The 22,295-nt window shown below is 61.0% G+C and carries 17 protein-coding genes; 11 read left to right on the forward strand and 6 right to left on the reverse strand.

All coding sequences use genetic code 11. The annotated features are described in order from the left end of the window. Positions 1-84: 84 nt before the first annotated feature. From QLG12_RS04675 to QLG12_RS04690, 4 genes are all read right to left on the reverse strand, one after another. On the reverse strand, positions 85-2,484 hold the full coding sequence (locus tag QLG12_RS04675) for a TonB-dependent receptor (RefSeq protein WP_282474016.1): 2,400 nt from the start codon (positions 2,482-2,484) through the stop codon (positions 85-87). A 68-nt stretch (positions 2,485-2,552) separates the two neighbouring features. Further along, a complete protein-coding gene (locus tag QLG12_RS04680) occupies positions 2,553-3,500 on the reverse strand; it encodes a FecR domain-containing protein (RefSeq protein ID WP_282474017.1) in 948 nt (315 codons plus the stop codon). Then, positions 3,500-4,009, reverse strand: coding sequence for a sigma-70 family RNA polymerase sigma factor (locus tag QLG12_RS04685; RefSeq protein WP_282474018.1), 510 nt, complete (start codon positions 4,007-4,009; stop codon positions 3,500-3,502). The genes QLG12_RS04680 and QLG12_RS04685 overlap by 1 nt, the downstream gene beginning before the upstream one ends. A 99-nt stretch (positions 4,010-4,108) precedes the next feature. Then, positions 4,109-5,017, reverse strand: coding sequence for a helix-turn-helix domain-containing protein (locus QLG12_RS04690; protein WP_282474019.1), 909 nt, complete (start codon positions 5,015-5,017; stop codon positions 4,109-4,111). 162 nt (positions 5,018-5,179) lie between these two features. Here QLG12_RS04690 and QLG12_RS04695 point away from each other — a divergent pair, with 162 nt between their 5' ends. The 5 genes from QLG12_RS04695 to QLG12_RS04715 all read left to right on the forward strand — a co-directional run bounded on the left by QLG12_RS04695 (position 5,180) and on the right by QLG12_RS04715 (position 11,415). Beyond that, positions 5,180-6,538, forward strand: coding sequence for a glutamine synthetase family protein (locus QLG12_RS04695; RefSeq protein WP_282474020.1), 1,359 nt, complete (start codon positions 5,180-5,182; stop codon positions 6,536-6,538). A gap of 154 nt (positions 6,539-6,692) precedes the next feature. Further along, positions 6,693-7,781, forward strand: coding sequence for a polyamine ABC transporter substrate-binding protein (locus QLG12_RS04700; protein WP_197867790.1), 1,089 nt, complete (start codon positions 6,693-6,695; stop codon positions 7,779-7,781). Next, a complete protein-coding gene (locus QLG12_RS04705) occupies positions 7,778-9,079 on the forward strand; it encodes an FAD-binding oxidoreductase (protein ID WP_282474021.1) in 1,302 nt (433 codons plus the stop codon). The genes QLG12_RS04700 and QLG12_RS04705 overlap by 4 nt, the downstream gene beginning before the upstream one ends. Before the next feature lie 112 nt (positions 9,080-9,191). Beyond that, a complete protein-coding gene (locus QLG12_RS04710) occupies positions 9,192-10,847 on the forward strand; it encodes an MlaD family protein (protein WP_197867792.1) in 1,656 nt (551 codons plus the stop codon). A 16-nt stretch (positions 10,848-10,863) separates the two neighbouring features. Next, positions 10,864-11,415, forward strand: coding sequence for a PqiC family protein (locus QLG12_RS04715; RefSeq protein WP_282474022.1), 552 nt, complete (start codon positions 10,864-10,866; stop codon positions 11,413-11,415). Here the strand turns inward: QLG12_RS04715 and QLG12_RS04720 are convergent. Continuing rightward, the gene (locus QLG12_RS04720; protein ID WP_282474023.1) at positions 11,373-12,686 is read right to left on the reverse strand and encodes a HAMP domain-containing sensor histidine kinase; all 1,314 of its coding nucleotides are present in this window, start codon (positions 12,684-12,686) and stop codon (positions 11,373-11,375) included. The two genes, QLG12_RS04715 and QLG12_RS04720, sit on opposite strands and share 43 nt — an antisense overlap. A gap of 362 nt (positions 12,687-13,048) precedes the next feature. On the opposite strand from QLG12_RS04720, the gene QLG12_RS04725 reads away from it, so the two are divergent. The 6 genes from QLG12_RS04725 to QLG12_RS04750 all read left to right on the forward strand — a co-directional run bounded on the left by QLG12_RS04725 (position 13,049) and on the right by QLG12_RS04750 (position 21,043). After that, a complete protein-coding gene (locus QLG12_RS04725) occupies positions 13,049-13,666 on the forward strand; it encodes a histidine phosphatase family protein (RefSeq protein WP_282474086.1) in 618 nt (205 codons plus the stop codon). Positions 13,667-13,946: 280 nt separating this feature from the next. Next, the gene (gene arnT / locus QLG12_RS04730; protein ID WP_282474024.1) at positions 13,947-15,656 is read left to right on the forward strand and encodes a lipid IV(A) 4-amino-4-deoxy-L-arabinosyltransferase; all 1,710 of its coding nucleotides are present in this window, start codon (positions 13,947-13,949) and stop codon (positions 15,654-15,656) included. Next, complete coding sequence (locus tag QLG12_RS04735; protein WP_197867796.1) at positions 15,653-17,182, forward strand: glycosyltransferase family 39 protein; 1,530 nt, start codon at positions 15,653-15,655, stop codon at positions 17,180-17,182. The genes arnT and QLG12_RS04735 overlap by 4 nt, the downstream gene beginning before the upstream one ends. A 199-nt stretch (positions 17,183-17,381) precedes the next feature. Further along, the gene (locus QLG12_RS04740; protein ID WP_197867797.1) at positions 17,382-18,395 is read left to right on the forward strand and encodes an iron ABC transporter substrate-binding protein; all 1,014 of its coding nucleotides are present in this window, start codon (positions 17,382-17,384) and stop codon (positions 18,393-18,395) included. A gap of 3 nt (positions 18,396-18,398) precedes the next feature. Continuing rightward, positions 18,399-19,994 carry an iron ABC transporter permease gene (locus QLG12_RS04745; protein ID WP_282474025.1) on the forward strand — a complete coding sequence of 532 codons (1,596 nt, stop codon included), beginning with the start codon at positions 18,399-18,401 and terminating at the stop codon, positions 19,992-19,994. Next, positions 19,991-21,043, forward strand: a complete 1,053-nt coding sequence (locus QLG12_RS04750; RefSeq protein ID WP_282474026.1) for an ABC transporter ATP-binding protein — start codon at positions 19,991-19,993, stop codon at positions 21,041-21,043. The genes QLG12_RS04745 and QLG12_RS04750 overlap by 4 nt, the downstream gene beginning before the upstream one ends. Here the strand turns inward: QLG12_RS04750 and QLG12_RS04755 are convergent, their stop codons facing one another. Continuing rightward, a complete protein-coding gene (locus QLG12_RS04755; RefSeq protein WP_197868058.1) occupies positions 21,044-21,934 on the reverse strand; it encodes a tyrosine-type recombinase/integrase in 891 nt (296 codons plus the stop codon). Between the last annotated feature and the right edge of the window lie 361 nt (positions 21,935-22,295).

Consider the following 22,295-nt stretch of genomic DNA (forward strand, 5'->3'; position numbering starts at 1 on the left):
GTGCGCCCGTCACGAGGATGACGGGCACTTCAACTGGCGCCGGCTACCCGTGACCAATCCCGGCGCGCTCGCTGAATTCAACGCTCAGAAATCCACCGTCGCCGACAGCAGATAGGTTCGCGGCGTCGCCAGCGTCAAACCCGGCTCGCTGTCATCCGAAGCCCCGGCGGAGCTCCAGTAACGCTTGTCCGCCACATTCTCCACGTTGGCCCGCAGCGTGATGGTCTTTTCGTCGACCCTGAACGCGTACCGTGCGCCCACATCAAAGCGCTCCCAGGCGTCAATTTCCTTGTTGTTGGACTGATCCAGATACTGCGAGCCGGAATAGATCCCCCGCCCGGTCAATGTCAGCCCCTGCACGTTCGGCACGTCCCACTCGGCGCCCAGGTTGACGTTGTACTTGGGCGTCGCCGGTGCACGATTGCCGTCGAACGTGCCGTTGGTGGTATGGGTCAGTTCACTGTCGATATACATGAGGCCACCCAGCAGTCGAAAGCCTTTGAGCGGTTCGCCGAACACAGAGAGTTCCACACCGTCGTTCTGCCGTTTGCCGTTGGGGCCGAACACCCGCGTGACGGCGTTGGTTTCGTAAGCCGGCTGCTTGATCCGGAACACCGCCGCGGTCAGGCCGAACGAGCCGGCGTCGTACTTGGCGCCCACCTCGACCTGTCGACTAATGAACGGCGGGAAGATTTCGTCCTCGTTCACAGAGGTCGACGGTGCGATCTTGCCCTGGCTCAAGCCTTCCATGTAATTGGCGTACAGCGACAACCTGTCGGTGGCTTTGAACAGCAGTCCACCCGACGGCGAAACCTTCTCTTCATCGTAAGCCGTGTCGCCCTTGACGTTGTCGGACCAGTCATCAACCTTCACGCGTTGCCAGCGGGCACCAAGCGTCAGCAGCAGGCGGTCATCGAAGAAACCCAGGGTGTCGGCCAACGCCACGCCGCTGAAGCGGTTCTCGGTGTAGACCTCAGGGTCCTGTCGTGTTGGACGCACCGGTTTCGGCGTTTCCACCGGGTGATAGAGATTGCTCGGAGCCGCTGCGTAACGCGCACCACCGTTTTCGAAGTCCATGTAGAAATAGCTGGCGGCCAGATTGATCTCGTGGCTCACGGGTCCGGTGTGAAACCAGTTGCGCACACCGGCCGTTGCCGTACGGACGTTTTCGTCACGGGTGAAATCCCGGGGCTGGACACTGAAGTCCCCGGCGTTGTTGGTCACCGAAACCGCGTGCCGAAGAAAATCGTGATTGCTTTTACGTGCGCCGACACCGCCATACAGCATCGTCGAATCGTTGACATCGAACTCGGCGTTGACCGTACCGAACGTATCTTTGGTGCGCGCCTTGCTCCAGGGTTGCGCGTAGTTATGGCGCACATCACTGGCGCTCGGTACCCGCGCATTGGCGCCGACCTGGACCCGCTCCTGCGGCGCATCGGTGTCACGTTCCGTGTGCCCGACATCAGTCGAGAGGCGCAGGCGCTCACCACGAAAATCCAGGCCCAGCACTGCCATGTCACGATCGACACTTTGATGATCCCACTCGGTATCGCCGGATTGTTTCACGCCGTTGAAGCGCAGGCCGAACTGATTGTCTTCGCCAAACCGCCGGCCGACATCCACCGCGCCGCCGACCTGGTTGTTCGACGCGTAGTTGGCGGTCAATGAAGTGATCGGCGTGTCGGTCGCGCGTTTTGGCACGACGTTGATGCCGCCACCGACGCTGCCGCGCGGAGAGATACCGTTGATGAGTTGGCTCGGGCCCTTGAGGATGTCGACGCGATCGGCCATTTCCATGTCGATCGTGTAAGTGGGCAGCACGCCGTAGAGGCCGTTGTAGGCGACATCGCTGTTGAAGAGGCTGAAACCGCGAATGGTGAATTGCTCGTAGCGGCCGCCGGCCGGGTTGGTTGCGCGGACGGAGGGATCGCCGGCGATCAGATCGCCCAAGGTTCGCGCCTGCTGATTCTTGACCGCCTCGCTGGTGTAGGTAGTCATACTGAACGGTGTTTCCATGAAGTCCCGCGAGCCCAGCAAACCTTGCGAACCCCGTCGCGCCACCTGGCCGCCGGCGAAGACATCCCCTCCACCGGCGTCCTGGGCCCCAAGAATTGAGGTCGGCGCCAGTTGCAGGCTGCCGCCCTCGGGCGCTGGCACCAGAATGTAGGCTTGCTCGCCCACCGGTTGCAGTTGCAGGCCCGAGCCGGAGAGCAGCCGGGCGAAGCCCTCTTCCACCCCGAAATCACCGGCCAGTCCCGAACTGCTGCGCCCGCTGACCAGCGCCGGGTCCACTGACAGATTGACGCCGGCCAGTCCCGCGAAGCGGGTCAACGCGGCACTCAGGCTGCCGGCCGGCACTTGATAACTGCGACGGGCGTCATCGGCCCGGCTCTCGGACATCACAAACGGGCTGGTACTCAGACTCAGCATCAGGCTCAACTGCAATAATGGACGCATACGGCTGGGAAATACTGCGGACATGGGGAGAAGCTCTCGTTTTCAGTTCACTTGACTGAAATGACCAGCGAGGAGAAAAAAAGGGACAGGCTTCAACCGATATTTTTCCGTGGCACCAAAGTGACCCAGTAACGCGTACGAGATTGCACGTCCAGCGGCAAGCTCGCGGCCAGCAGGGTCAGCACGCGATCGGTGTTGTCGAGACGGAAACTGCCAGTGACACGCAAGGTTTCCAGCGCCGGATCCCAGCGCAGCAATCCGGATCGATACCGGCCCAGCTCACGCAGAAAATCCCCAAGCGGCTGGTTTTGCGCCATCAGAACACCGCTGCGCCAGTCCGGCAGCATGGCGTCGAACGTGCCAATCGGGCCAGCACCACTGGCTTGCAGGCTGATCCGTTGCCCCGCATGCAAGGTCAATCCCGGCCCTTGCAGGGGGTGCAGCTGCACAGCCCCGCTGACCACCGCAACCTGACAAGTGCGCTCGTCGAGCCGCACGCAGACTTCACTGCCGCTGACCGTGATCCGACCGTATGGGGAGCGGATCGCCAATGGCGCGGCGCCCGACACCCTGAGCGCCATTTCACCGCGCACCAAGGTTAACTGACGGGCCGCAAGATCGACGTTCAGCGCACTGTCGGTATTGAGCTGCAAGACGCTGCGATCGGCCAGCGGCCATTTTTTGCGTTCACCAGTACCGGTGTGCAAATCGGCGCGCCAGACATCCAGCGGCAATTGACGACTGATCAGCCAGGCCGCTGGCACCAGTGCGGCAACACCGAGCATGCGTTTGAGCGCTGCACGCCGTGCGGGATCTGGTCGGTCCAGGGTGGCCATCGCCAGCGCCGGGGGCAGTTCGCAGAAGCGTTGACGCAACAGTTGGGCTTTTTGCCAGGCGTTTTCGTGGCTGCTGTGACTGTTACGCCACGTTTGCAATCGGGCGTGATCGGCGTCCGTCGCCTCGCCGGATTCAAACAACGCCAACCACTGTGCAGCGGCCCGTGCGACCTCGCGGGCCTCGCTCGACGGTGCCGTGCGCATTACATGTCCACCAGCAGACAGTGTTCGTAAGCCTGGGCCATATAGCGCTTTACGGTGCGTTCGGACACTTGCAGGCGTTCGGCAATTTCGCGGTAGCCCAGGCCTTCGAGCTGACTCCACAGAAATGCCCGGCGTACGGCGCGCGGCAGGCCATCGAGCAATTCATCGAGCGCCTGTAGGGTTTCCAGCAGAATCCAGCGCTGCTCCGGGGACGGCACGCAGTCTTCAGGGAGCTGTGCCAGGGCATTCAGATACGCCTGCTCAAGGCTGCGCCGGGTGTAGAAATTGCTCAGCAGTCGCTTGCCGACCGTCAGCAGATAGGCGCGGGGCTCACGCATATCGACGAGCGCTTGCGAACTGCCGAGCACCCGCAGAAACGTATCCTGACTCAGGTCAGCGGCATCCCACGCATTGCCCATGCGTCGGCGCAGCCAGTTTTCCAGCCAGCCTCGATGATCGAGATACAGGTCGTGCAGGCTGTGTTCCGGTGGCTTGGCCGCTTCAATCATCTCAACAGATCCTGCCTGAAGGATACAAATGAGAGTGATTCTAATTAATATGCTGGCGTGAAACCACGTTCTTTTCCGGCGATTTCAAGCGCGTGCCTGTCACGAAGAAGAAGAGCGCTTCAACGTCTCGCTCGGCAACTCCTTGAACATTGCCCGATAACTGCTTGAAAAACGGCCCAAATGCCAGAACGACCAGTTCATCGCGACCTCCGCCACCGTGGTGTCCGCCGCTGAACGCTTGAGCAGTTCCCGCCGCGCACTGTTGAGCCTGCGCAAACGCAGCCAATGACTCGGCGACATCCCGGTGTAGGCCTTGAAGGTCTGCTGCAACTGGCGCACGGAAACTCCGGCGACACGCGATAACTCAAGCAGATTGAGGGTTTCTTCCGGCGAGTCCGCCGCCCACTCCCCGACGCGTTTGAGCGTGATTCGCTCTTCGGCGCGACGCTGCAAGCCACCGCCGTCCAGGCACACGCTTGCGTTGTCGAGGATGAACAGGCAGTCCTCCAGCAACTGCTGGGTCAGCGCTTCTTTGCTTGGCTGATCAAGGGGTTGCGACAACTTCGTGAGCGTGGAGCTTAACCAGCGGCTGAACAATCCGTTCTGCGCGCCATTGAGCGGCGCCATGAACAAACCTTCCAGCCTGGCCATGTCCAGGCCGTTGCGGCGGACGAAGTCCGGGCCGAACACCACGGCGATTTCCTGGTAGTTCTCCGGGGTGATCCAGATGTTGCGGCTTTCTTCATTGAGCAGATAGAGCGCGTTGTCGCTGCGATCGAAACAGAACGCCAACGACCCTTGCGGCGCGCTGAAATTCTGCTCGACCCGGGTGTTCATCTGTTCTTCGTAAACCTCCACACCCTGCAAATCCAGATAGCGGATCTGTCCGGCGAAATGCCCTGGCGACATTTGCTGGTAATGCTGAACCCAACCCGGCGTGGCGCGGATTTGCTCGGTGACATCGGCGGTGTTGAACGCTTGAACCTGTAGCGGATTACACGTTGTCATGGGAGACCTTGCGCACTCTTTTGGTGCGCTTTGGTGCTGCTGAAAGTGGATAGATGGAACAACAAGGCCCGCCCAAGATAGTCGTCAACGCGCCACAGGGGAAGCCTGCGAAAGATGAAATCGCGCTTCCCCCGCGTCAACAAAACCAACGACGAGGTCTTTATGAATGCCCCTTTCGATCAGCTGTTCACATGGCTGAAAGATCACAAGATTACCGAAGTGGAATGCGTGGTCAGCGACCTGACCGGCATCGCCCGCGGCAAAATTGCACCGACCAACAAGTTCCTGCATGAGCGAGGCATGCGCCTGCCGGAAAGTGTGCTGCTGCAAACGGTAACCGGGGATTTTGTCGACGACGACATCTACTACGACCTGCTCGACCCGGCCGACATCGACATGGTCTGCAAGCCGGTGAGCGACGCGGTGTACGTGATCCCGTGGGCCATCGAGCCGACTGCCATCGTCATCCACGACACCTTCGACAAGTTCGGCAACCCGATCGAACTGTCGCCGCGCAACGTGCTGAAGAAAGTCTTGCAGCTGTACACCGACAAAGGCTGGAAGCCGATCGTGGCGCCAGAAATGGAGTTCTACCTGACCCAGCGCTGCGAAGACCCGGACTTGCCGCTCAAGGCACCGCTGGGCCGTTCCGGTCGCGCCGAAAGCGGTCGCCAGTCGTTCTCCATCGATGCGGCCAACGAATTCGATCCGCTGTTCGAAGACGTCTACGACTGGTGCGAACTGCAAGGCCTGGATCTGGACACGCTGATCCACGAAGACGGCCCGGCGCAGATGGAAATCAACTTCCGTCACGGCGACGCACTGGATCTGGCCGACCAGATCACCGTGTTCAAACGCACCCTGCGTGAAGCGGCGCTCAAGCACAACGTCACCGCAACCTTCATGGCCAAGCCGATCGGCGATGAGCCCGGCAGTGCCATGCACCTGCACCAGAGCGTGGTCGAGATCACCAGCGGCCAGCCGATTTTCGCCAATGCCGACGGCAGCATGAGCGACCTGTTCCGCCATCACATCGGCGGCCTGCAGAAATACATTCCGAAAGTGCTGCCGATGTTCGCGCCCAACGTGAACTCGTTCCGCCGCTTCCTGCCGGACACCTCGGCACCGGTCAACGTCGAATGGGGCGAAGAAAACCGCACCGTCGGCCTGCGGGTGCCGACCTCCGGGCCTGAGGCGATGCGGGTTGAGAACCGTCTGCCCGGCGCCGACGCCAACCCGTACCTGGCCATCGCCGCGAGCCTGCTGTGTGGCTACATCGGTATGGTCGAAGGCGTCGAACCGAGCGCCGCCGTCGAAGGCCGGGCTTACGAGCGCCGCAACCTGCGCCTGCCGATCACCATCGAAGAAGCCCTGACCCAGATGGAAGAGTGCGACACCGTCGCGCAATACCTGGGCAGCAAGTTCGTACGCGGCTACGTCGCGGTGAAACGCGCCGAGCACGAAAACTTCAAGCGCGTGATCAGTTCCTGGGAGCGGGAGTTCCTGTTGCTGAGCGTTTAACCAACAGCCACGTTCCCTGTGGGAGCTGGCTTGCCAGCGAGGGTGTCGGCACAGTCAACATCTCTATCGACTGACCCACCGCTATCGCTGGCAAGCCAGCTCCCACAAGGACCGTACTCGCCTGAAAAATCCAATAATTCGAAGAGGTGTCGATATGCGTCTGTTGAAATCCCTGATTCCCGCCGCGCTGGCCCTGGCGTGCAGTGCCGGTGCCTTCGCCCAACCCCAGGTCAGCGTCTACAACTGGACCGATTACATTGGCGAAACCACCCTCGCCGACTTCCAGTCCTCCAGCGGTATCAAGGTGATCTACGACGTTTTCGACTCCAATGAAACCCTCGAAGGCAAACTGCTTGCCGGCCGCACCGGGTATGACGTGGTGGTGCCGTCCAACCACTTCCTCGCCCGTCAGGTAAAGGCCGGTGCGTTCCTCAAACTGGACCGCTCGCAACTGCCGAACTGGAAAAACCTCGACCCGAAACTGCTGGCCCTGCTTGAGAAAAACGATCCCGGCAACCAGCACTCGGTGCCGTATCTGTGGGGCACCAATGGCATCGGCTACAACGTCGACAAGGTCAAGCAAGTGCTGGGCATCGATCACATCGACTCCTGGGCCGTGCTGTTCGAACCGGAGAACCTGAAGAAACTCACCCAGTGCGGTGTGTCGATGATGGACTCGGCCGATGAAGTGTTCCCGGCGATCCTCAACTACATGGGCATGGACCCGCGCAGCGAGAAACCCGAAGACTACAAGAAGGCCGAAGAGAAACTGCTGAGCATCCGGCCATACATCACCTATTTCCATTCCTCGAAATACGTGTCCGACCTGGCCAACGGCGACATCTGCGTGGCCTTCGGTTATTCCGGCGACGTGTTCCAGGCCGCCAACCGCGCCAAGGAAGCCAAGAACGGCGTGAACATCGCGTACTCGATTCCCAAGGAAGGCGCGAACCTGTGGTTCGACCTGCTGGCGATTCCCGCCGACGCGGGCAACACCAAGGAAGCCCACGCCTTCATCAATTACCTGCTCGATCCGCAAGTGATCGCCAAGGTCAGCGCCTCGGTCGGCTACGCCAACCCGAACCCGGCGGCCAAGCAATACATGGATCCCGGGTTGGTCAACAATCCCGAGGTCTATCCGTCCCAGGAGGTCCTCGACAAGCTTTACATCTCCTCTACCCCGCCCCAGTCGATCATGCGTCTGATGACCCGGTCCTGGAGCAAAGTGAAGTCGAACAAATGAATCAGTACACCCAGGAACACGCCCAGTCCTATTACGCCGCGTCGGCCCGGGCCAGCACACCCTATCCGGAACTTGAGGGTGATCTGATCGCCGATGTCTGCGTGATCGGCGGCGGTTTCACCGGCGTCAACACCGCCATTGAACTGGCGCAGCGCGGGCTCTCGGTGATCCTGCTCGAAGCCCGGCGCATCGGCTGGGGCGCCAGCGGGCGCAATGGCGGGCAGTTGATTCGCGGGATCGGCCATGACGTCGAAGGTTTTGCCCGGCATGTCGGCAGTGAAGGCGTGCGCTACCTGCACCGGGCCGGGATCGATTCGGTGGAGCTGGTGCGCCAGCGCATCACCGACAACGCCATCGAGTGCGACCTGCGCTGGGGCTTCTGCGAGCTGGCCAACACCCCGGCGCAGTTCGACGCCTTCAAGGCCGAGCAGGAAAGCCTGGCGCAGTTGGGTTACCGCCATGAAACGCGGCTGGTCGCCCCTGAGCTGATTCGTCAGCAAGTGGTGAACGCGGGCGTCTACAAGGGTGGCCTGATCGACATGGGCTCAGGGCATCTGCACCCGCTCGACCTGGTCCAGGGCGAAGCGCGGCTGGCTGCCTCCCTCGGGGTGCGGATTTTCGAGCAGAGCCCGGTGCTGGAAATTCTCCACGGCCCGACCGTTCAAGTCCGCACCCAGAGCGGCACGGTACGCGCCGGCAGTCTGGTGCTCGGCTGCAACGCGCATCTGGATGAACTTGAACAGCAACTCAGCGGCAAAGTGCTGCCCGCTGGCAGTTACATCATCGCCACTGAACCGCTGTCGGCGGAACGCGTCGCCGAGCTGATTCCGCAGAACCTGGCGCTGTGCGACCAGAAAGTCGGCCTCGACTACTACCGGCTTTCGGCGGACCGGCGCTTGCTGTTCGGCGGCGCCTGCCATTATTCGGGACGGGACCCGGCGGACATCGCCGCGTACATGCGACCAAAGATGCTCAAGGTGTTCCCCCAACTGGCGGATGTGCGCATCGACTATCAGTGGGGCGGCAAGATCGGCATCACCGCCAACCGCTTCCCACAGGTCGGCCGACTGAAGCTGCACCCGAACGTGTTCTACGCCCAGGGCTATTCCGGTCACGGTCTGAACGTCACCCACTGGTGCGCCAAACTGTTGGGCGAAGCGATTCACGCTGGCCACAGCCAAGGCATGGACGTGTTCAGCAGTGTGCCGCACATGACCTTCCCCGGCGGCCCTACGCTGCGTTCGCCGCTGCTGGCACTGGGCATGTTCTGGTATCGCCTGCGGGAATTGCTGGGCTGACGCGTGCCGGTTAAAGCACCCTGCGCATTTGCTCTATCGCGAAGCACTTCTATATTGATGAAGTGCTTTTGCGTTCCTGACGCTCAGTGCCCACACACCCTGGAGGTCATGGATGGAGTCGTCAGCCGCCGATCAACCGCGAGCGCCCGGTCAGGCGCCGGTCAAGACCCGGCGTTTCAGCATTTCGCTGGTGTGGATCGTGCCGATCGTCGCGGTGCTGGTGGGCCTCTCGCTGGTGGTGCACAACCTGATGCAGGAAGGCCCCACCATTACCGTCACCTTCAAGACCGGCAGCGGCCTGACCGCCAACAAGACCGAAGTCAAATACCGCAACGTAGTGATCGGCCAGGTCACGGATGTCGAACTGAGCGACGACCAGAAAAGCGTCAACGCCACGATCAAACTGGCCAAGCAGGCCGAAACCTTCACCCGCGAAGACTCGCAGTTCTGGGTCGTGCGCCCACGCATTGGTGCGGGCGGTGTCTCGGGCATCGACACATTGCTGTCCGGCGACTACATCGGCGCCGACATCGGGCAGTCCAACTCACGCGCAAAACACTTCAAAGGCCTGGAAAACCCGCCGCCGATCACCTACGGCGAACCGGGTAAACGCTTCAACCTGCATGCCTCGGACCTCGGTTCGCTGGATATCGGCTCGCCGGTCTATTACCGCAAGATTCCGGTGGGCCAGGTGGTGGCCTACGCGCTGGATGCCGATGGCAAAGGGGTGAACATCGAAGTGTTCATCCATGCGCCGAACGACGCCTACGTCACGGAAAACACCCGGTTCTGGAACGCCAGCGGGATTGATGTCAACGTCGGCGCCAACGGTTTTGCGGTGAAAACCGAATCGTTGTCGACCTTGCTGGTAGGCGGCATTGCCTTTCGCGCGCCGGAGTACAGCCCCAACGACGTTGCCGCCGCCGAAGAAAGGACTTACGACCTGTTCGACGACCAGCAAACCGCACTCGCTCCGCCCAATGGCAAGGCGCAATACCTGACCCTGCGTTTCGATCAGGCCCTGCGCGGGTTGAAAGTCGATGCGCCGGTGGAATTCCTCGGCATCGAGATCGGCCGGGTGGTCAGTGTCAACCTGGATTTCGACGCGAAGAAACGCAGCTTCCCGCTCAACGTCGGCATCGTGATTTACCCGCAGCGCCTCGGCCAGGCCCACATCAAGATGCTCAAGGTACTCGACCACAATCCGGACGACGAAGCCGCTGCCGTGCGCCTGATCGGCACCTTTATCGACAACGGTCTGCGTGCCCAGGCTCGCAGCGGCAATCTGCTGACCGGCCAGTTGTACATTGCTCTGGACTTCTTCCCCAAGGCCGAAAAAGTCGCGTTTGACCCCACCGCTCGCCCGATCAGCGTTCCAACCGTCCCCGGCAGCCTCGAACAATTGCAGGAAAAACTCGAAGCGATGATCGACAAGCTCAACAAACTGCCGGTGGAACGGATTGCCGGCAACCTCGACAGCAACCTCGTGGAGTTGCGCAAAGGCCTGACCCAGTTCAATGCCAGGACCCTGCCCGGCGTGCAGAACACCCTCGCCGACCTGAGCAAGACCCTGCAGTCGGCCAGCTCTACCCTGGCCGAAGACTCGCCGCAACGCGAACAACTGACCGAGACCCTCGACGAGCTTGGGCGCATGTCCCGTTCGCTACGTGATCTGTCCGATTATCTGGGCCGTCATCCGGAATCGTTGATTCGCGGCCGCCCCGACAACGCCGCGCCGCTGGATCTCAAAGGGCCGCCGCGCAACTGAGCACAGGAGCTGTCCCATGGCTTTACCGCTGAAGTTCACCGTGCTCGCCATTGGCCTGCTGCTCGGCGCCTGCAAAAGCGCTCCGATCAGCTTTCATACCCTGACGCCGACGCAACCAATGGCCGGCCGCGCCGGCTCGGAAATCACCATCGAAGGCATCAGCGTGCCGCCGCAGGTCGACCGGCCGCAAATCGTGATCCGCCAAGGCAACAGCGGCCTGGCGATCCTTGAGACCGAATGGTGGGGCGCCAGCCTCAGCGATGAGTTGCGCAGCGCGCTGGTGGATCAGCTCAGTAATGCCGGCGGCCCGCGCAAAACCTCCGTGCGCATTGATGTGCAACGCTTCGATTCGATTCCCGGGCAGTACGGGCTGATCGACGTCAAATGGCGCCTGCGCCAGGCCAACGCCGGGGACGACGCCCTGCTCGCCTGCCGCTCGCTGCTGCAAACCCCGTCCGGGCCGAGCATTGACGATCTGGTGGCGGCCCAGCAGAACAACGTCAAGCGTCTGGCCGCGTTGATTGGTCAGGCGGCGGGCACTGCGCGGGGCTGTCCACCGGCGTCCTGAGCGTCCGTGTTCAAAAGGACGGTAAAGCGACAACCGTGGGGCTCACGGGTTGTCAGGTCGACCTGCCAGTGCTCGCGATTGCAAATCCGCTGCACCAGTGACAACCCCAGCCCAAGCCCCTCGCCTCGACGCTCGTCACCCCGCACGAATGGCTGGAACATCGCTTGCCGGCGTTCTTCTGGAATGCCGATGCCACTGTCTTCAACCACAAATCCGCATTCCCCGACGGTCAGCCTGACAAAACCCTGATCTGTGTAATGCCAGGCATTGCGCAGCAGGTTACCCATCACTGACTGCAAAAAGGTCTGGTTGTAACGAGCCGTGCCGGCCGGATTGATGTCGCAAAAAAATTCCAGCCCTTTTTCGCGAATCAGCCGCCCCCAGATCTCCGCCTGAACGCGTGCAACTTCCCCAAGTGAAACGCAAATGTCGCCACCGGTATCTTCCTGGGCGCGGGCGAGCATCAGGAAGGTATCCACCAATTGACGCATTTCATGACTGGCCCGAGCGATGCGGTTGACCTGCGCGGCCGAGCGGGTATCGAGCGATGGATTGGCGAGCAGCAACTCGCAGGCTCCGCCCAGCACCATCAACGGTGTGCGAAGTTCATGACTCACGTCGCTGGTGAACAGTTTTTCCCGGCTCAGCGTTTCGCGCAGGCGACCCAGCGTCTGATCGAACGAGAGTGCCAGTTCTCCGACTTCGTCCGCCGCGTAGTCCGGATGCAGAGGCGGCGCCAGCACCAGTAACTGATCGCGGTGACGTACCTGGCGCGCCAGACGGATGACCGGAGCCATTACCCGTCGCGCCAGCAATCGGCCCAGCACTATCGCCAGCAGAATGCTCAGGATGAACCCGACCGCCACGACAATGAACAACAGACGCTCACGCTGTTCGAGACTTTCCTGGTCACGCAACAGCACGTACTTGCGTCCGCCCACCATCTCGACCATGGCGAAAAAGCCATCGCCCTCGAACATGACCTCCTGAAACCCCGGCGAAAGAGACGCCAGTGACGGAACCAGCGCCATGGAGCCCGGCCCGCCTTCGAAGAAAAACAGCTCGCTCTTTTCCGGTCGATGGCTCCAGCGACTGATGTCATCCATTGCCAGCAAACGATGCAGACCGCCCATCAAGGTCGTGGCCGTCAACTTGTGTTCCACCACATGCACGGTGGCTACGATTCCCAGCGCAAATACGCCGGCCACCAGCGCACTCATCGAGGCGAATACGATGACGATCCGTTTCGTCAGGCTCTGCTTGAAATCCATTCGGCTGGAGGACTCCACCTCGGTTATCAGACTCGGCGGTCAACATCATGTGTGTACTCAATAGATGGACCGAACGGATTCAGCTTCACCTCAAACAGCAACAGTTGTTAAGCCAGCCCGGTAAAAAAAGCGTATTTGAGTCTGGTTATCAGAAACTTGATTAATTGCGCATTTTCAACTCCCGCAAATTTTTCACATGTTCTTCACTGCGGCCCGACGTGAATAGCCCCAACATTCAGCCAGCATTCAAGTACGAAACCATAAAGTTGATTAAATCGCAGGCCAATTGCGCCTGCGAAGTTAAGGGGCATGGCGTGGAGCGACAGATGCTATTAACAGCAGTCTATAAACAACGTCGACTAATGCGACTTGGAAAACTGCTGACGGTTGTCGGTGCAGGGGTGGCGATTGCACTGGTTAGCGGCTTTGTCTGGGTAACCCGCTCCCCCATTGATCTGGGCCACGCGGGGAAGGCCTCAAGGGCTGATTGGACCAGGGCCTGGCAGGCGGGCGAAGTGGTGGCACTGGTGCGCCATGCTGAACGTTGCGACCGCTCCGACCATCTTTGTCTGGGCCCGGAAGACGGCATCACTCAGGTAGGCAACGACTCGGCTGTGCGGGTGGGCAAGGGTTTCACGAGCCTGGGCATGCAGCAGGCACAGGTGTTCACCAGCCCGCTGACCCGGACCGTGCAAACGGCGCGTGCCATGTTCGGGCAGGACGCTACTGCTCAGCCCTGGCTTGAATCCTGCGGTTCGTCGCTGCGTAACGAGGTGGTGGCGCACAAAGTTGCACAGCGCAATCTGGTGCTGGTCACCCACAGCGGCTGCATCAGCGACTTTGAAAAACAGACCGGTTTTCCCCATGCGATCGCCGCTGATTATGGAAGCACGCTGTTTGTTCGCATTGATGCCAAGGGGCAACTTGAAGTGCTGGGCATTCTGAATGCCGAGGCCTGGTCACAACTCAATAGTGATTAACGTCGTGGTTAGAGCTAATTGACAGTTCTGAGCTGTTTTCAATTAAACAAAGCACACTTCATCAAATTGTAATGAGAAATGTATCTGCCCCCGACTTGCTGGACAGCTGGTTTTTTCATGCTTGGCTATATCGCGAGAACTTCGGCCTGGAGGTACGACAGTTCTCTGGATACAGGAAATGCCTGACACCTGCATTCATTCAACACGATGACTCGCCCGCTCAGGAACGCGCCGGGCAGGTCATCGACATCAGAACTTCGTACGGTACCAAGGCTTTGTCATGACGTCTGAAAACAACCCGCTGCGACACACTGCCCTTTTCCCTTCGACGACTGCGGTCGAACGCTGGGCCATCCCCGGCCTTATTTTGGCGTTCGTGATGTTTTACCTGCTGCCATTGATGAGCCACGGCCTGTGGATCCCCGATGAAACCCGCTACGGCCAGATCAGCCAGGAAATGCTGCTGAGTGGCAATTGGGTAGCCCCGCATTTCATGGGCATCCGTTATTTCGAGAAACCGATTGCCGGCTACTGGATGATTGCCATCGGCCAGGCAATTTTCGGTGACAACCTGTTCGGCGTGCGTATCGCTTCGGCGCTGAGTACCGGCGCCAGCGTCTGGCTGACCTACCTGATGGCCCGCCGGCTCTGGAACAACCCGCGCATCAGCGCCGCCAGCGCCCTGCTTTATATGAGTTTCGGGCTGATTGCAGGTCAAGCCGGCTATGCCAATCTCGATCCGCAATTCACCTTGTGGGTCAACCTGAGCATGGTGGCTGCGTGGTTTGCCATCGACAGCCGTACGCCCCGCGCTCGCCTGGGTGGCTGGGCGCTGCTTGGTGTCGCTTGCGGCATGGGGCTGATGACCAAAGGGTTCCTGGCCCTGCTGTTGCCGGTGCTGATCGCCCTGCCCTACATGGTCTGGCAACGGCGCTTCGGTGAGCTGGTGCGTTACGGACTGGTCGCCGTGGTGGTCTGCGCCCTCGTCAGCCTGCCGTGGGTATTGGCAGTCCATTACCGGGAACCGGACTTCTGGCGGTTCTTCTTCTGGCACGAACACATCCGTCGTTTTGCCGCCGGTGACGACGCGCAACATGCCCGCCCGTGGTGGTTCTACCTGCCATTGCTGTTTGCCTCGACCCTGCCGTGGGCGCTGCTTCTACCTTCGACCTTGCTGCGCATGTGGCGCGAAAAGCGTGAGGCAAAAACCGCTTACCTGGCACTGTGGTTCCTGCTGCCACTGGCATTTTTCAGTCTGAGCAGCGGCAAACTTCCTACGTACATCATGCCGTGCCTGCTGCCCGTCGCGCTGTTGATGGGACAGACCGTAGTCAAGTGGCTGGATCAACGCAGTGGCCGGTTCCTGCGCCTGAACGGTGTGTTCAACACGGTACTCGCCAGTGTTGCGCTGGTGGCCCTGCTCTATCTTCAGGCCACGAAGGAAATCTACGAAAACACTGAGATGTTCAGCCTGTCGCTGGCCTATATCGTGCTGGTGGGCTGGATCATCGCCAACGCCTTGCAAGTGCTGCGTCCACTGACGTTGTGGGCCATGCCGGCGCTGGGCATCGGCCTGCTCGTGGCGTTGCTGCCCGCCGCCATGCCGGCGCAGATCGTCAACAGCAAGATGCCGGATCAGTTCATTGCCGAGCATCAACGGGAACTGAGTGAAACCGCGTCCTTGCTGAGCAACGACCTGGGCGCGGCCTCGGCGCTGGCGTGGCGCTTGAAACGCCCGCAAGTGGACCTGTTCAACACCATCGGTGAATTGAAATACGGCCTCGAAGACCCGGCCATGGAAGCACGTAAAGTCACTATGGACGGCGTCGGCCAGTGGATGACCGAAGCGCGGAAGAAAGGCGCGGTCGGCGTGGTCTTGCGCGTCAACAGTACGCAGGAAGAACAGGAAGTCGAATTGCTGCCCGTGGACGGCAAGCATTATCGGCGCGGTAATCTGCACATTTTCATCTTTGCGCAGAAACAGCCATGACGGTGCGCAACAACGACCGCGCCGCCCTGTTGCTCCTGCTGGCGGCCAGCGCCCTGATGTTGCTGCTCGGCCTGGGCAGTCGCGAACTGTGGGGCGCGGAAACCCGCTGGGCGAACATCGCGTTGCAGATGCTGCAAAGCGGTGATTACTTCGACCCGTACCTCAAGGGCGATCCCTACTACGACAAGCCGCTTTTGTCGTACTGGCTGATCACCGCGACCGCCTGGCTGACCGGCAGTCTCGATCACTGGTCGCTGCGCCTGTCTTCGGTGGTGTCCGCGTGGTTGAGCGTGTGGCTGGTGTATCAACTGGGCGAGCAGCGGTTTCGCAAGGGCACGGGACTGATCGCCGGCTGGATGCTGGCGACCACCTTCTATTTCGTGTTCTGGGCGCGGGTCGCCACGGCCGACATCCTGACGGTCTGCGGTGTGCTGGCGGCAGTCTGGTGGTACTGGCGCGGGCCGGACGATACGCGGTTTTCGCGCTATCTGGTGTTCTGCGTCCTGCTGTCCCTGACGTCGTTGTTCAAAGGCCTGATCGGTTTCATCCTGCCCGGGCTGGTGCTGCTGCCGCACCTGTTGCATGAAGGCCGCTGGAAGCGTCATCTCAATCTGAGACTACTCGCCGCGCTGGTGATTGCCGGGGCGTTCTACATGACGCCGTTCCTGCTGTCGCACCTCTATGGCGCGCCAAATTACGGGGAAAGCGGCCTCGGGCTGGTCTTGCGGGAAAACGTCGTGCGGTTTTTCCAGCCATTCGACAACATCGGCCCGATCTACACCTATTTGCTGTACCTGCCGATCTACACCCTGCCCTGGGCACCGTGCTGGATCATTGCCTTGTGGGTCGCAGCGCGGAACTGGAAACACATCGAACCGGACACCCGCTGGCTGATTCAGGGCCTGGGGTTATTAATGTTGTTCTTCACGGCCAGCGGCAGCCGACGCAGTTATTACGTGCTGCCACTGGTGCCGTTCGCGCAACTGCTCGGGGCCTGGTGGATCACCCGGCGCATGGCGGCTCGAAATGCCGCAGGCTCGTTCGGCGGGCGTGGTTTGAAAATCGGTTTCGGCGTGGCCACCGTCCTGCTGCTCGGCATACTCGGTGTGCTTTACCCGTGGACCAACAGCGGAGGCGGTGCAATCCGTTTCGGCGAAACCGTGCGCCTGCAAGCCAGCCAACGCGCTCCCTTGAGTCAATGGCATGTGGTCATGGTCGAGGTCGACAATAAAGTACCGATGTACCTGCAGACCGGCGGTGCGCCGTTCTACTACGTGCCGCAGAGCCGGGATTTCCCGCGCGACGGCGATACCGCAGCCATGATCGCCTGGCTGGAACGCACCAGCGGCCAGCACTGGGATCCGCAGCGGACCCTCTTTGTCGCCCAGTACCGCACCGGCGATCCCGTTCCGCTGAGTCACCTCAGCCGCGATCATCAGGTCATTACCACCACGCCCACCCGCGGCGAACAGCTGTTTCACGGTCGCGAGGATCAAAGCGTCGCCTACCTGCCCCAAGGCTCCTGAAAGACAGCGCCGGGTTCGCCCGGCGTCCCCGCCGAGTGACTGCTAACCTGAATGGCAATGACATGTATTAACGGTTGTTTTGACGTTTTTTTCTCATTTGCCTCTCTACATTGCCAGCCAGCCAACATATGCAAATCATTCGCATTGAAACTCCCGCGAATGCTTGCCCATAACGTCTAAAAACAGGAGCTGCCCCGCCATGAGTCCATCCGTTCCGTCCTTTCTGAAACAGGCCGCGCTGGCGACTGCGCTGCTCGCGGCCGGTCAGGTGTTTGCCGCCGACTCCGTCGGCCTTGTGGTCTACAACGCCCAGCACGAAACCCTGACCAAGGCCTGGGTCGCCGGCTTCACCGAGGAAACCGGGATCCCGGTCACCGTGCGCAACGGCGACGACACGGAAATGGGCAACCAGATTGTCCAGGAAGGCGCGTCTTCTCCTGCCGACGTATTCCTGACGGAAAACTCCCCGGCCATGGTGCTGGTGGACAACGCCAAGCTGTTCGCGCCGGTGGCTCCGGCAACCCTTGAGCAAGTCGATGCGGCTTATCGACCGGCCCACGGTCAGTGGGTCGGCATCGCCGCGCGCTCGACGGTGTTCGTCTACAACCCGGCCAAGTTGCCGGAAAAAGACCTGCCCAAATCCCTGATGGACCTCGCGAGCCCGGCCTGGAAAGGTCGCTGGGCCGCGTCGCCTGCCGGTGCGGATTTCCAGGCCATCGTCGCCGCCGTGCTGGAACAGAAAGGCGAAGCCGCCACCCTCGAATGGCTCAAGGGCATGAAAGCCAACTTCACCGCCTACCGGGGCAACAGCTCGGTGCTCAAAGCGGTGAATGCCGGGCAAGTCGACAGCGGCGTGATCTACCACTACTACGCGTTCGTCGATCAGGCCAAGACCGGCGAAAACAGCAAGAACACTGCCCTGCACTACTTCAAGCATCAGGATCCGGGGGCGTTCGTGAGCATTTCCGGTGGTGGCGTGCTGGCTTCCAGCAAACACCAGGAAGAAGCACAGAAATTCCTCCAGTACATCACCGGCAAACAAGGCCAGGAAGTCCTGCGCACCGGCAATTCCTTTGAATACGCAGTGGGCAAGGACGCCGCATCCAACCCCAAACTGGTGCCGTTGAAGGATCTGGACGCGCCGAAAGTCGATGCATCGAAGCTCGACAGCAAGAAAGCCGTCGAACTGATGACCCAGGCAGGACTGCTTTAATTGATGCCTGAAACTCTGTCGGCGGGGATCGCTGCGGCGCCCTCCGCCCATTTGTCACGCCGGACCCGCGCCCTCAATTGGCGCGGGGGCCCATGGGTGGTCGTGCTGGCCATCGCGGTGTCGCTGCTGTCATTGGTGCCGATCGGTTTTGTGGTCGGCGTGTCGTGGTACACCGGCTGGGCGACTATCGAAGCCTTGGTCTTCCGTCCGCGGGTCGCCGAGCTGCTGATCAACACCGTGCTCTTGGTGCTGATCACGCTGCCGATCTGCATCGTGCTCGGCACCACGCTGGCGTGGCTGACCGAACGCACCGACCTGCCGGGACGGCGATTGTGGTCACTGCTGGCGGTTGCGCCGCTGGCGGTACCGGCATTCGTGCACAGCTACGCGTGGGTCAGCCTGTTTCCGTCGATTCATGGGCTGCCGGCCGGGGTGCTGGTGTCGGTGATCGCCTATTTCCCATTCCTCTATTTGCCGATTGCCGCGACGTTGCGTCGTCTCGATCCGGCGATTGAAGACGTGGCCGAATCCCTCGGCCTGAAACCGTGGGCCGTGTTCTTCCGGGTGGTGCTGCCGCAATTACGGCTGGCGATCTGTGGCGGCGCGTTGCTCGTCGGCCTGCACTTGCTGGCCGAATATGGCCTGTACGCAATGATCCGTTTCGACACCTTCACCACGGCGATCTTCGACCAGTTCAAATCGACCTTTAACGGCCCGGCCGCCAACATGCTCGCCAGCGTTCTGGCGTTGTGCTGCCTGGCGATGCTGGTGGTGGAATCCGGTGCCCGTGGTCATGCGCGATACGCCCGCGTCGGCTCCGGCAGCGCTCGCGAACAACGCACCGTGCGCCTGCAACGACGCACTGCCGCGCTGGGATTGTGCCTGCAAGGCGTGACCTGCCTGCTGGCCCTCGGCGTGCCGATGCTGACGTTGGGCAAATGGCTGATCGCCGGCGGTGCCGAGGTCTGGGAAGGCGAAGAACTGCTGCCGGCATTGCTTCAGACCCTGTCATTCGGCGTGGCCGGCGCGCTGTTGACCAGTCTGGCGGCAATCCCGATTGCCTGGCTGTCGATCCGGGCGCCCGGCAAGCTGCAACGCCTGCTTGAGGGCTGCAATTACATCACCAGCGCATTGCCCGGGATTGTCGTGGCGCTGGCGCTGGTCACCGTGACCATCCATTTCGCCCGACCGATCTACCAGACCACCATTACCGTGCTGCTGGCCTACCTGCTGATGTTCCTGCCCCGCGCGCTGGTCAGCCTGCGCGCCGGGTTTGCACAGGCACCGGTGGAGCTGGAAAACATCGCACAAAGCCTCGGCCGCTCACCGTTGCGCGCCCTGTGGCTGATTACCTTGCGTCTCGCTGCACCCGGTGCGGCAGCGGGCGCGGCGCTGGTGTTTCTGGCGATCACCAATGAACTGACCGCAACCCTGTTGCTCGCGCCTAACGGCACGCGCACCCTGGCCACCGGTTTCTGGGCCATGACCAGCGAAATCGACTACGCCGCCGCAGCGCCTTACGCCCTGCTGATGGTGCTGCTGTCGCTGCCGCTCACGGCCATCCTCTATCACCAATCCAGGCGCAGTGCCGGCCGATGAACGCTCTCGACATCATCAATCTCAGCAAATCCTTCGGCGCGCAAACGGCGCTGGACTCCATCAACCTGTCCGTCCCGACCGGCAGCCGCACGGTGATCGTCGGCCCTTCGGGCTCCGGCAAGACCACCCTGTTGCGGATGATCGCCGGGTTCGAATTCCCCGACGCCGGCAGCCTGACGCTCAACGGCCAGACCCTGGTCGACAGCACCCACGCCGTGCCCGCGTATCAGCGGCAGATCGGGTACGTGCCGCAGGACGGCGCGCTGTTCCCGCACATGACCGTGGCCGACAACATCGGTTTCGGCTTGGCAGAAACCGGCAGCGCCAGAACCGAACGTATTCAGGTGCTGATGGACAACGTCGCCCTGAACGCCGACATGGCCACACGCTGGCCCCACGAGTTGTCCGGCGGCCAACAGCAGCGGGTGTCCCTCGCCCGGGCACTGGCCCAACGTCCACGCCTGATGCTGCTCGACGAACCCTTCTCCGCCCTCGACACCGGCCTGCGCGGCGCCATGCGCAAAATGGTCGCGCGCCTGCTGGAAGAGGCTGGCGTGACCACGATTCTGGTGACCCACGATCAGGGCGAAGCGCTGTCGTTCGCCGACCAGTTGGCGGTCATGCGCGACGGTCGGCTGGTGCAGTCAGGCCATCCGATGGACCTCTACCGCTACCCCAACGATGAGCAAACTGCGCATTTTCTCGGCGACGCCGTGGTCATGCCCGCCCGGATCGAAGCCGGCTGGGCGCACTGCGACCTGGGCCGGGTGATGGTCAACAGCAACGGGTTTGCCGGCGCCGCGCAGATCATGCTGCGGCCCGAACAACTGCAACTGTCGGACATTCCCGCCGACCTTCAGGGCTGCCACGCCGTGGTGACGGATCGAGACTTTGGCGGCAACGTCTGCACCCTGACGGTGGAGCTGCGCACGCAAGCCAGCCCCGGTCGCTCACTGCTGGTGCGCAGCTCCGGCATGCACGCGCCACCGGCCGGCAGCGCCGTGCAATTGTCCATTCTGGGGGCGGCCCACGTCTTTGCAACGCCCTGACTACAGGTCGAAGCGATCCACCGCGCGGCGCCGCTCGTTGTCGTCGCGCACGTCATAGTTGGCGGTCGTCTGGATATTGCTGTGGTGGGCGAGCTTCTGGGCGATCGACAGGTCGTGCTCTTCGATCACCCGTGTGATGAACGAACGCCGGAAATCGTGGGGCATGATCTTCACCCCGACCTGGGTGCCGCGCTGCCGGGCGATGTAATAGATCGCGTGCTTGGTGATGCGCTCGCGGGTGATGTGGCTGCCACGGCGAATCCGGTTGAACAGAAACGCGTCGTCGCTCTCGCCTTCCTTGAGTTCCGAGCGACGAAACTCCAGCCAGGCATTGAGTTTGGCGAACGCCCAGGCTGGCGCGTATTTGATCAGTTGCTTATTGCCCTTGGCAGTCACGCACAGACTGCGTTCGGCGAAATCGACCTGATTGAGGTCCAGATCCACCGACTCCGACTTGCGCATGCCGGTGCCGTACAACAACGCAATCACCGCCGCATCGCGCAAACCTTGTGGCCGTGGATCAGCGGCGCAGACTTCCATCAATTCATGAATCAGCGTGCGCTTCAGATTGCGCCCCTGGGACAGTCGCGTGCCGGCAATGCCTTTGACCGAGCGCATTTTCAATAGATGTTCCTGGCTGATCAGGCTCATGCGCCAGGCTTCATTCATTACACCGCGAATGGCGTTTACATACAGCGAAGAAGTATTCGGTGCGTAATTGTCGGCGCGCAATGCAGCGACTAATGCAACCACATCTTCCGGTTGCAGCGCATGCCAGGGAATTTCTTCGACGTTCATGTCTTCGAAACCGAGACGGTCGGCGGCATCTTGTAAAACGTAACGCATGGTGAGTTGGCTGGAGGGAGCCAGACGCGCCAGATACACGGTCATCGGGTTGGTTTTCAGGGGGTCGGGGGATGCAACGGGTAAGTCAATCAAACGTCGGGCCTTGAGTAAAAACAGTTCAACACAGCAACTAATAACTGCAACATTCTTAATATAAGGAGAACACTTCCGTAGGACTTTTCTACTAAAAACCGCGATAAACGGTAGAAGTCTGAACAGTGGCTGTATGGGTTTCAGATAAACGATTCGCCGACCGGTTTTTCATGTTCCTTTCACAAAAACGGGAATAACCTTAGCTAGATAGGTCCTCAGTCGGAAACGCCCAACCTGCCGGGCATCGCCTGAAAAGTCAACCAACCCCCGACGTCATGCTTACCAAGCAACTCATTGATGCAAAACCTGTTTT

Source organism: Pseudomonas sp. V88_4 (assembly GCF_029967985.1).
Lineage (GTDB): Bacteria > Pseudomonadota > Gammaproteobacteria > Pseudomonadales > Pseudomonadaceae > Aquipseudomonas > Aquipseudomonas glycinae.

Bases quoted from the DNA above. Each gene is read 5' to 3' on its own strand.
- QLG12_RS04675 (WP_282474016.1), bottom strand. From the start codon at position 2,484: ATGTCCGCAGTATTTCCCAGCCGTATGCGTCCATTATTGCAGTTGAGC.
- arnT (WP_282474024.1), top strand. From the start codon at position 13,947: ATGACGTCTGAAAACAACCCGCTGCGACACACTGCCCTTTTCCCTTCG.
- QLG12_RS04705 (WP_282474021.1), top strand. From the start codon at position 7,778: ATGAATCAGTACACCCAGGAACACGCCCAGTCCTATTACGCCGCGTCG.
- QLG12_RS04750 (WP_282474026.1), top strand. From the start codon at position 19,991: ATGAACGCTCTCGACATCATCAATCTCAGCAAATCCTTCGGCGCGCAA.
- QLG12_RS04755 (WP_197868058.1), bottom strand. From the start codon at position 21,934: ATGACCGTGTATCTGGCGCGTCTGGCTCCCTCCAGCCAACTCACCATG.
- QLG12_RS04700 (WP_197867790.1), top strand. From the start codon at position 6,693: ATGCGTCTGTTGAAATCCCTGATTCCCGCCGCGCTGGCCCTGGCGTGC.
- QLG12_RS04740 (WP_197867797.1), top strand. From the start codon at position 17,382: ATGAGTCCATCCGTTCCGTCCTTTCTGAAACAGGCCGCGCTGGCGACT.
- QLG12_RS04725 (WP_282474086.1), top strand. From the start codon at position 13,049: ATGCGACTTGGAAAACTGCTGACGGTTGTCGGTGCAGGGGTGGCGATT.
- QLG12_RS04745 (WP_282474025.1), top strand. From the start codon at position 18,399: ATGCCTGAAACTCTGTCGGCGGGGATCGCTGCGGCGCCCTCCGCCCAT.
- QLG12_RS04710 (WP_197867792.1), top strand. From the start codon at position 9,192: ATGGAGTCGTCAGCCGCCGATCAACCGCGAGCGCCCGGTCAGGCGCCG.
- QLG12_RS04695 (WP_282474020.1), top strand. From the start codon at position 5,180: ATGAATGCCCCTTTCGATCAGCTGTTCACATGGCTGAAAGATCACAAG.
- QLG12_RS04715 (WP_282474022.1), top strand. From the start codon at position 10,864: ATGGCTTTACCGCTGAAGTTCACCGTGCTCGCCATTGGCCTGCTGCTC.
- QLG12_RS04690 (WP_282474019.1), bottom strand. From the start codon at position 5,017: ATGACAACGTGTAATCCGCTACAGGTTCAAGCGTTCAACACCGCCGAT.
- QLG12_RS04680 (WP_282474017.1), bottom strand. From the start codon at position 3,500: ATGCGCACGGCACCGTCGAGCGAGGCCCGCGAGGTCGCACGGGCCGCT.
- QLG12_RS04685 (WP_282474018.1), bottom strand. From the start codon at position 4,009: ATGATTGAAGCGGCCAAGCCACCGGAACACAGCCTGCACGACCTGTAT.
- QLG12_RS04720 (WP_282474023.1), bottom strand. From the start codon at position 12,686: ATGGATTTCAAGCAGAGCCTGACGAAACGGATCGTCATCGTATTCGCC.
- QLG12_RS04735 (WP_197867796.1), top strand. From the start codon at position 15,653: ATGACGGTGCGCAACAACGACCGCGCCGCCCTGTTGCTCCTGCTGGCG.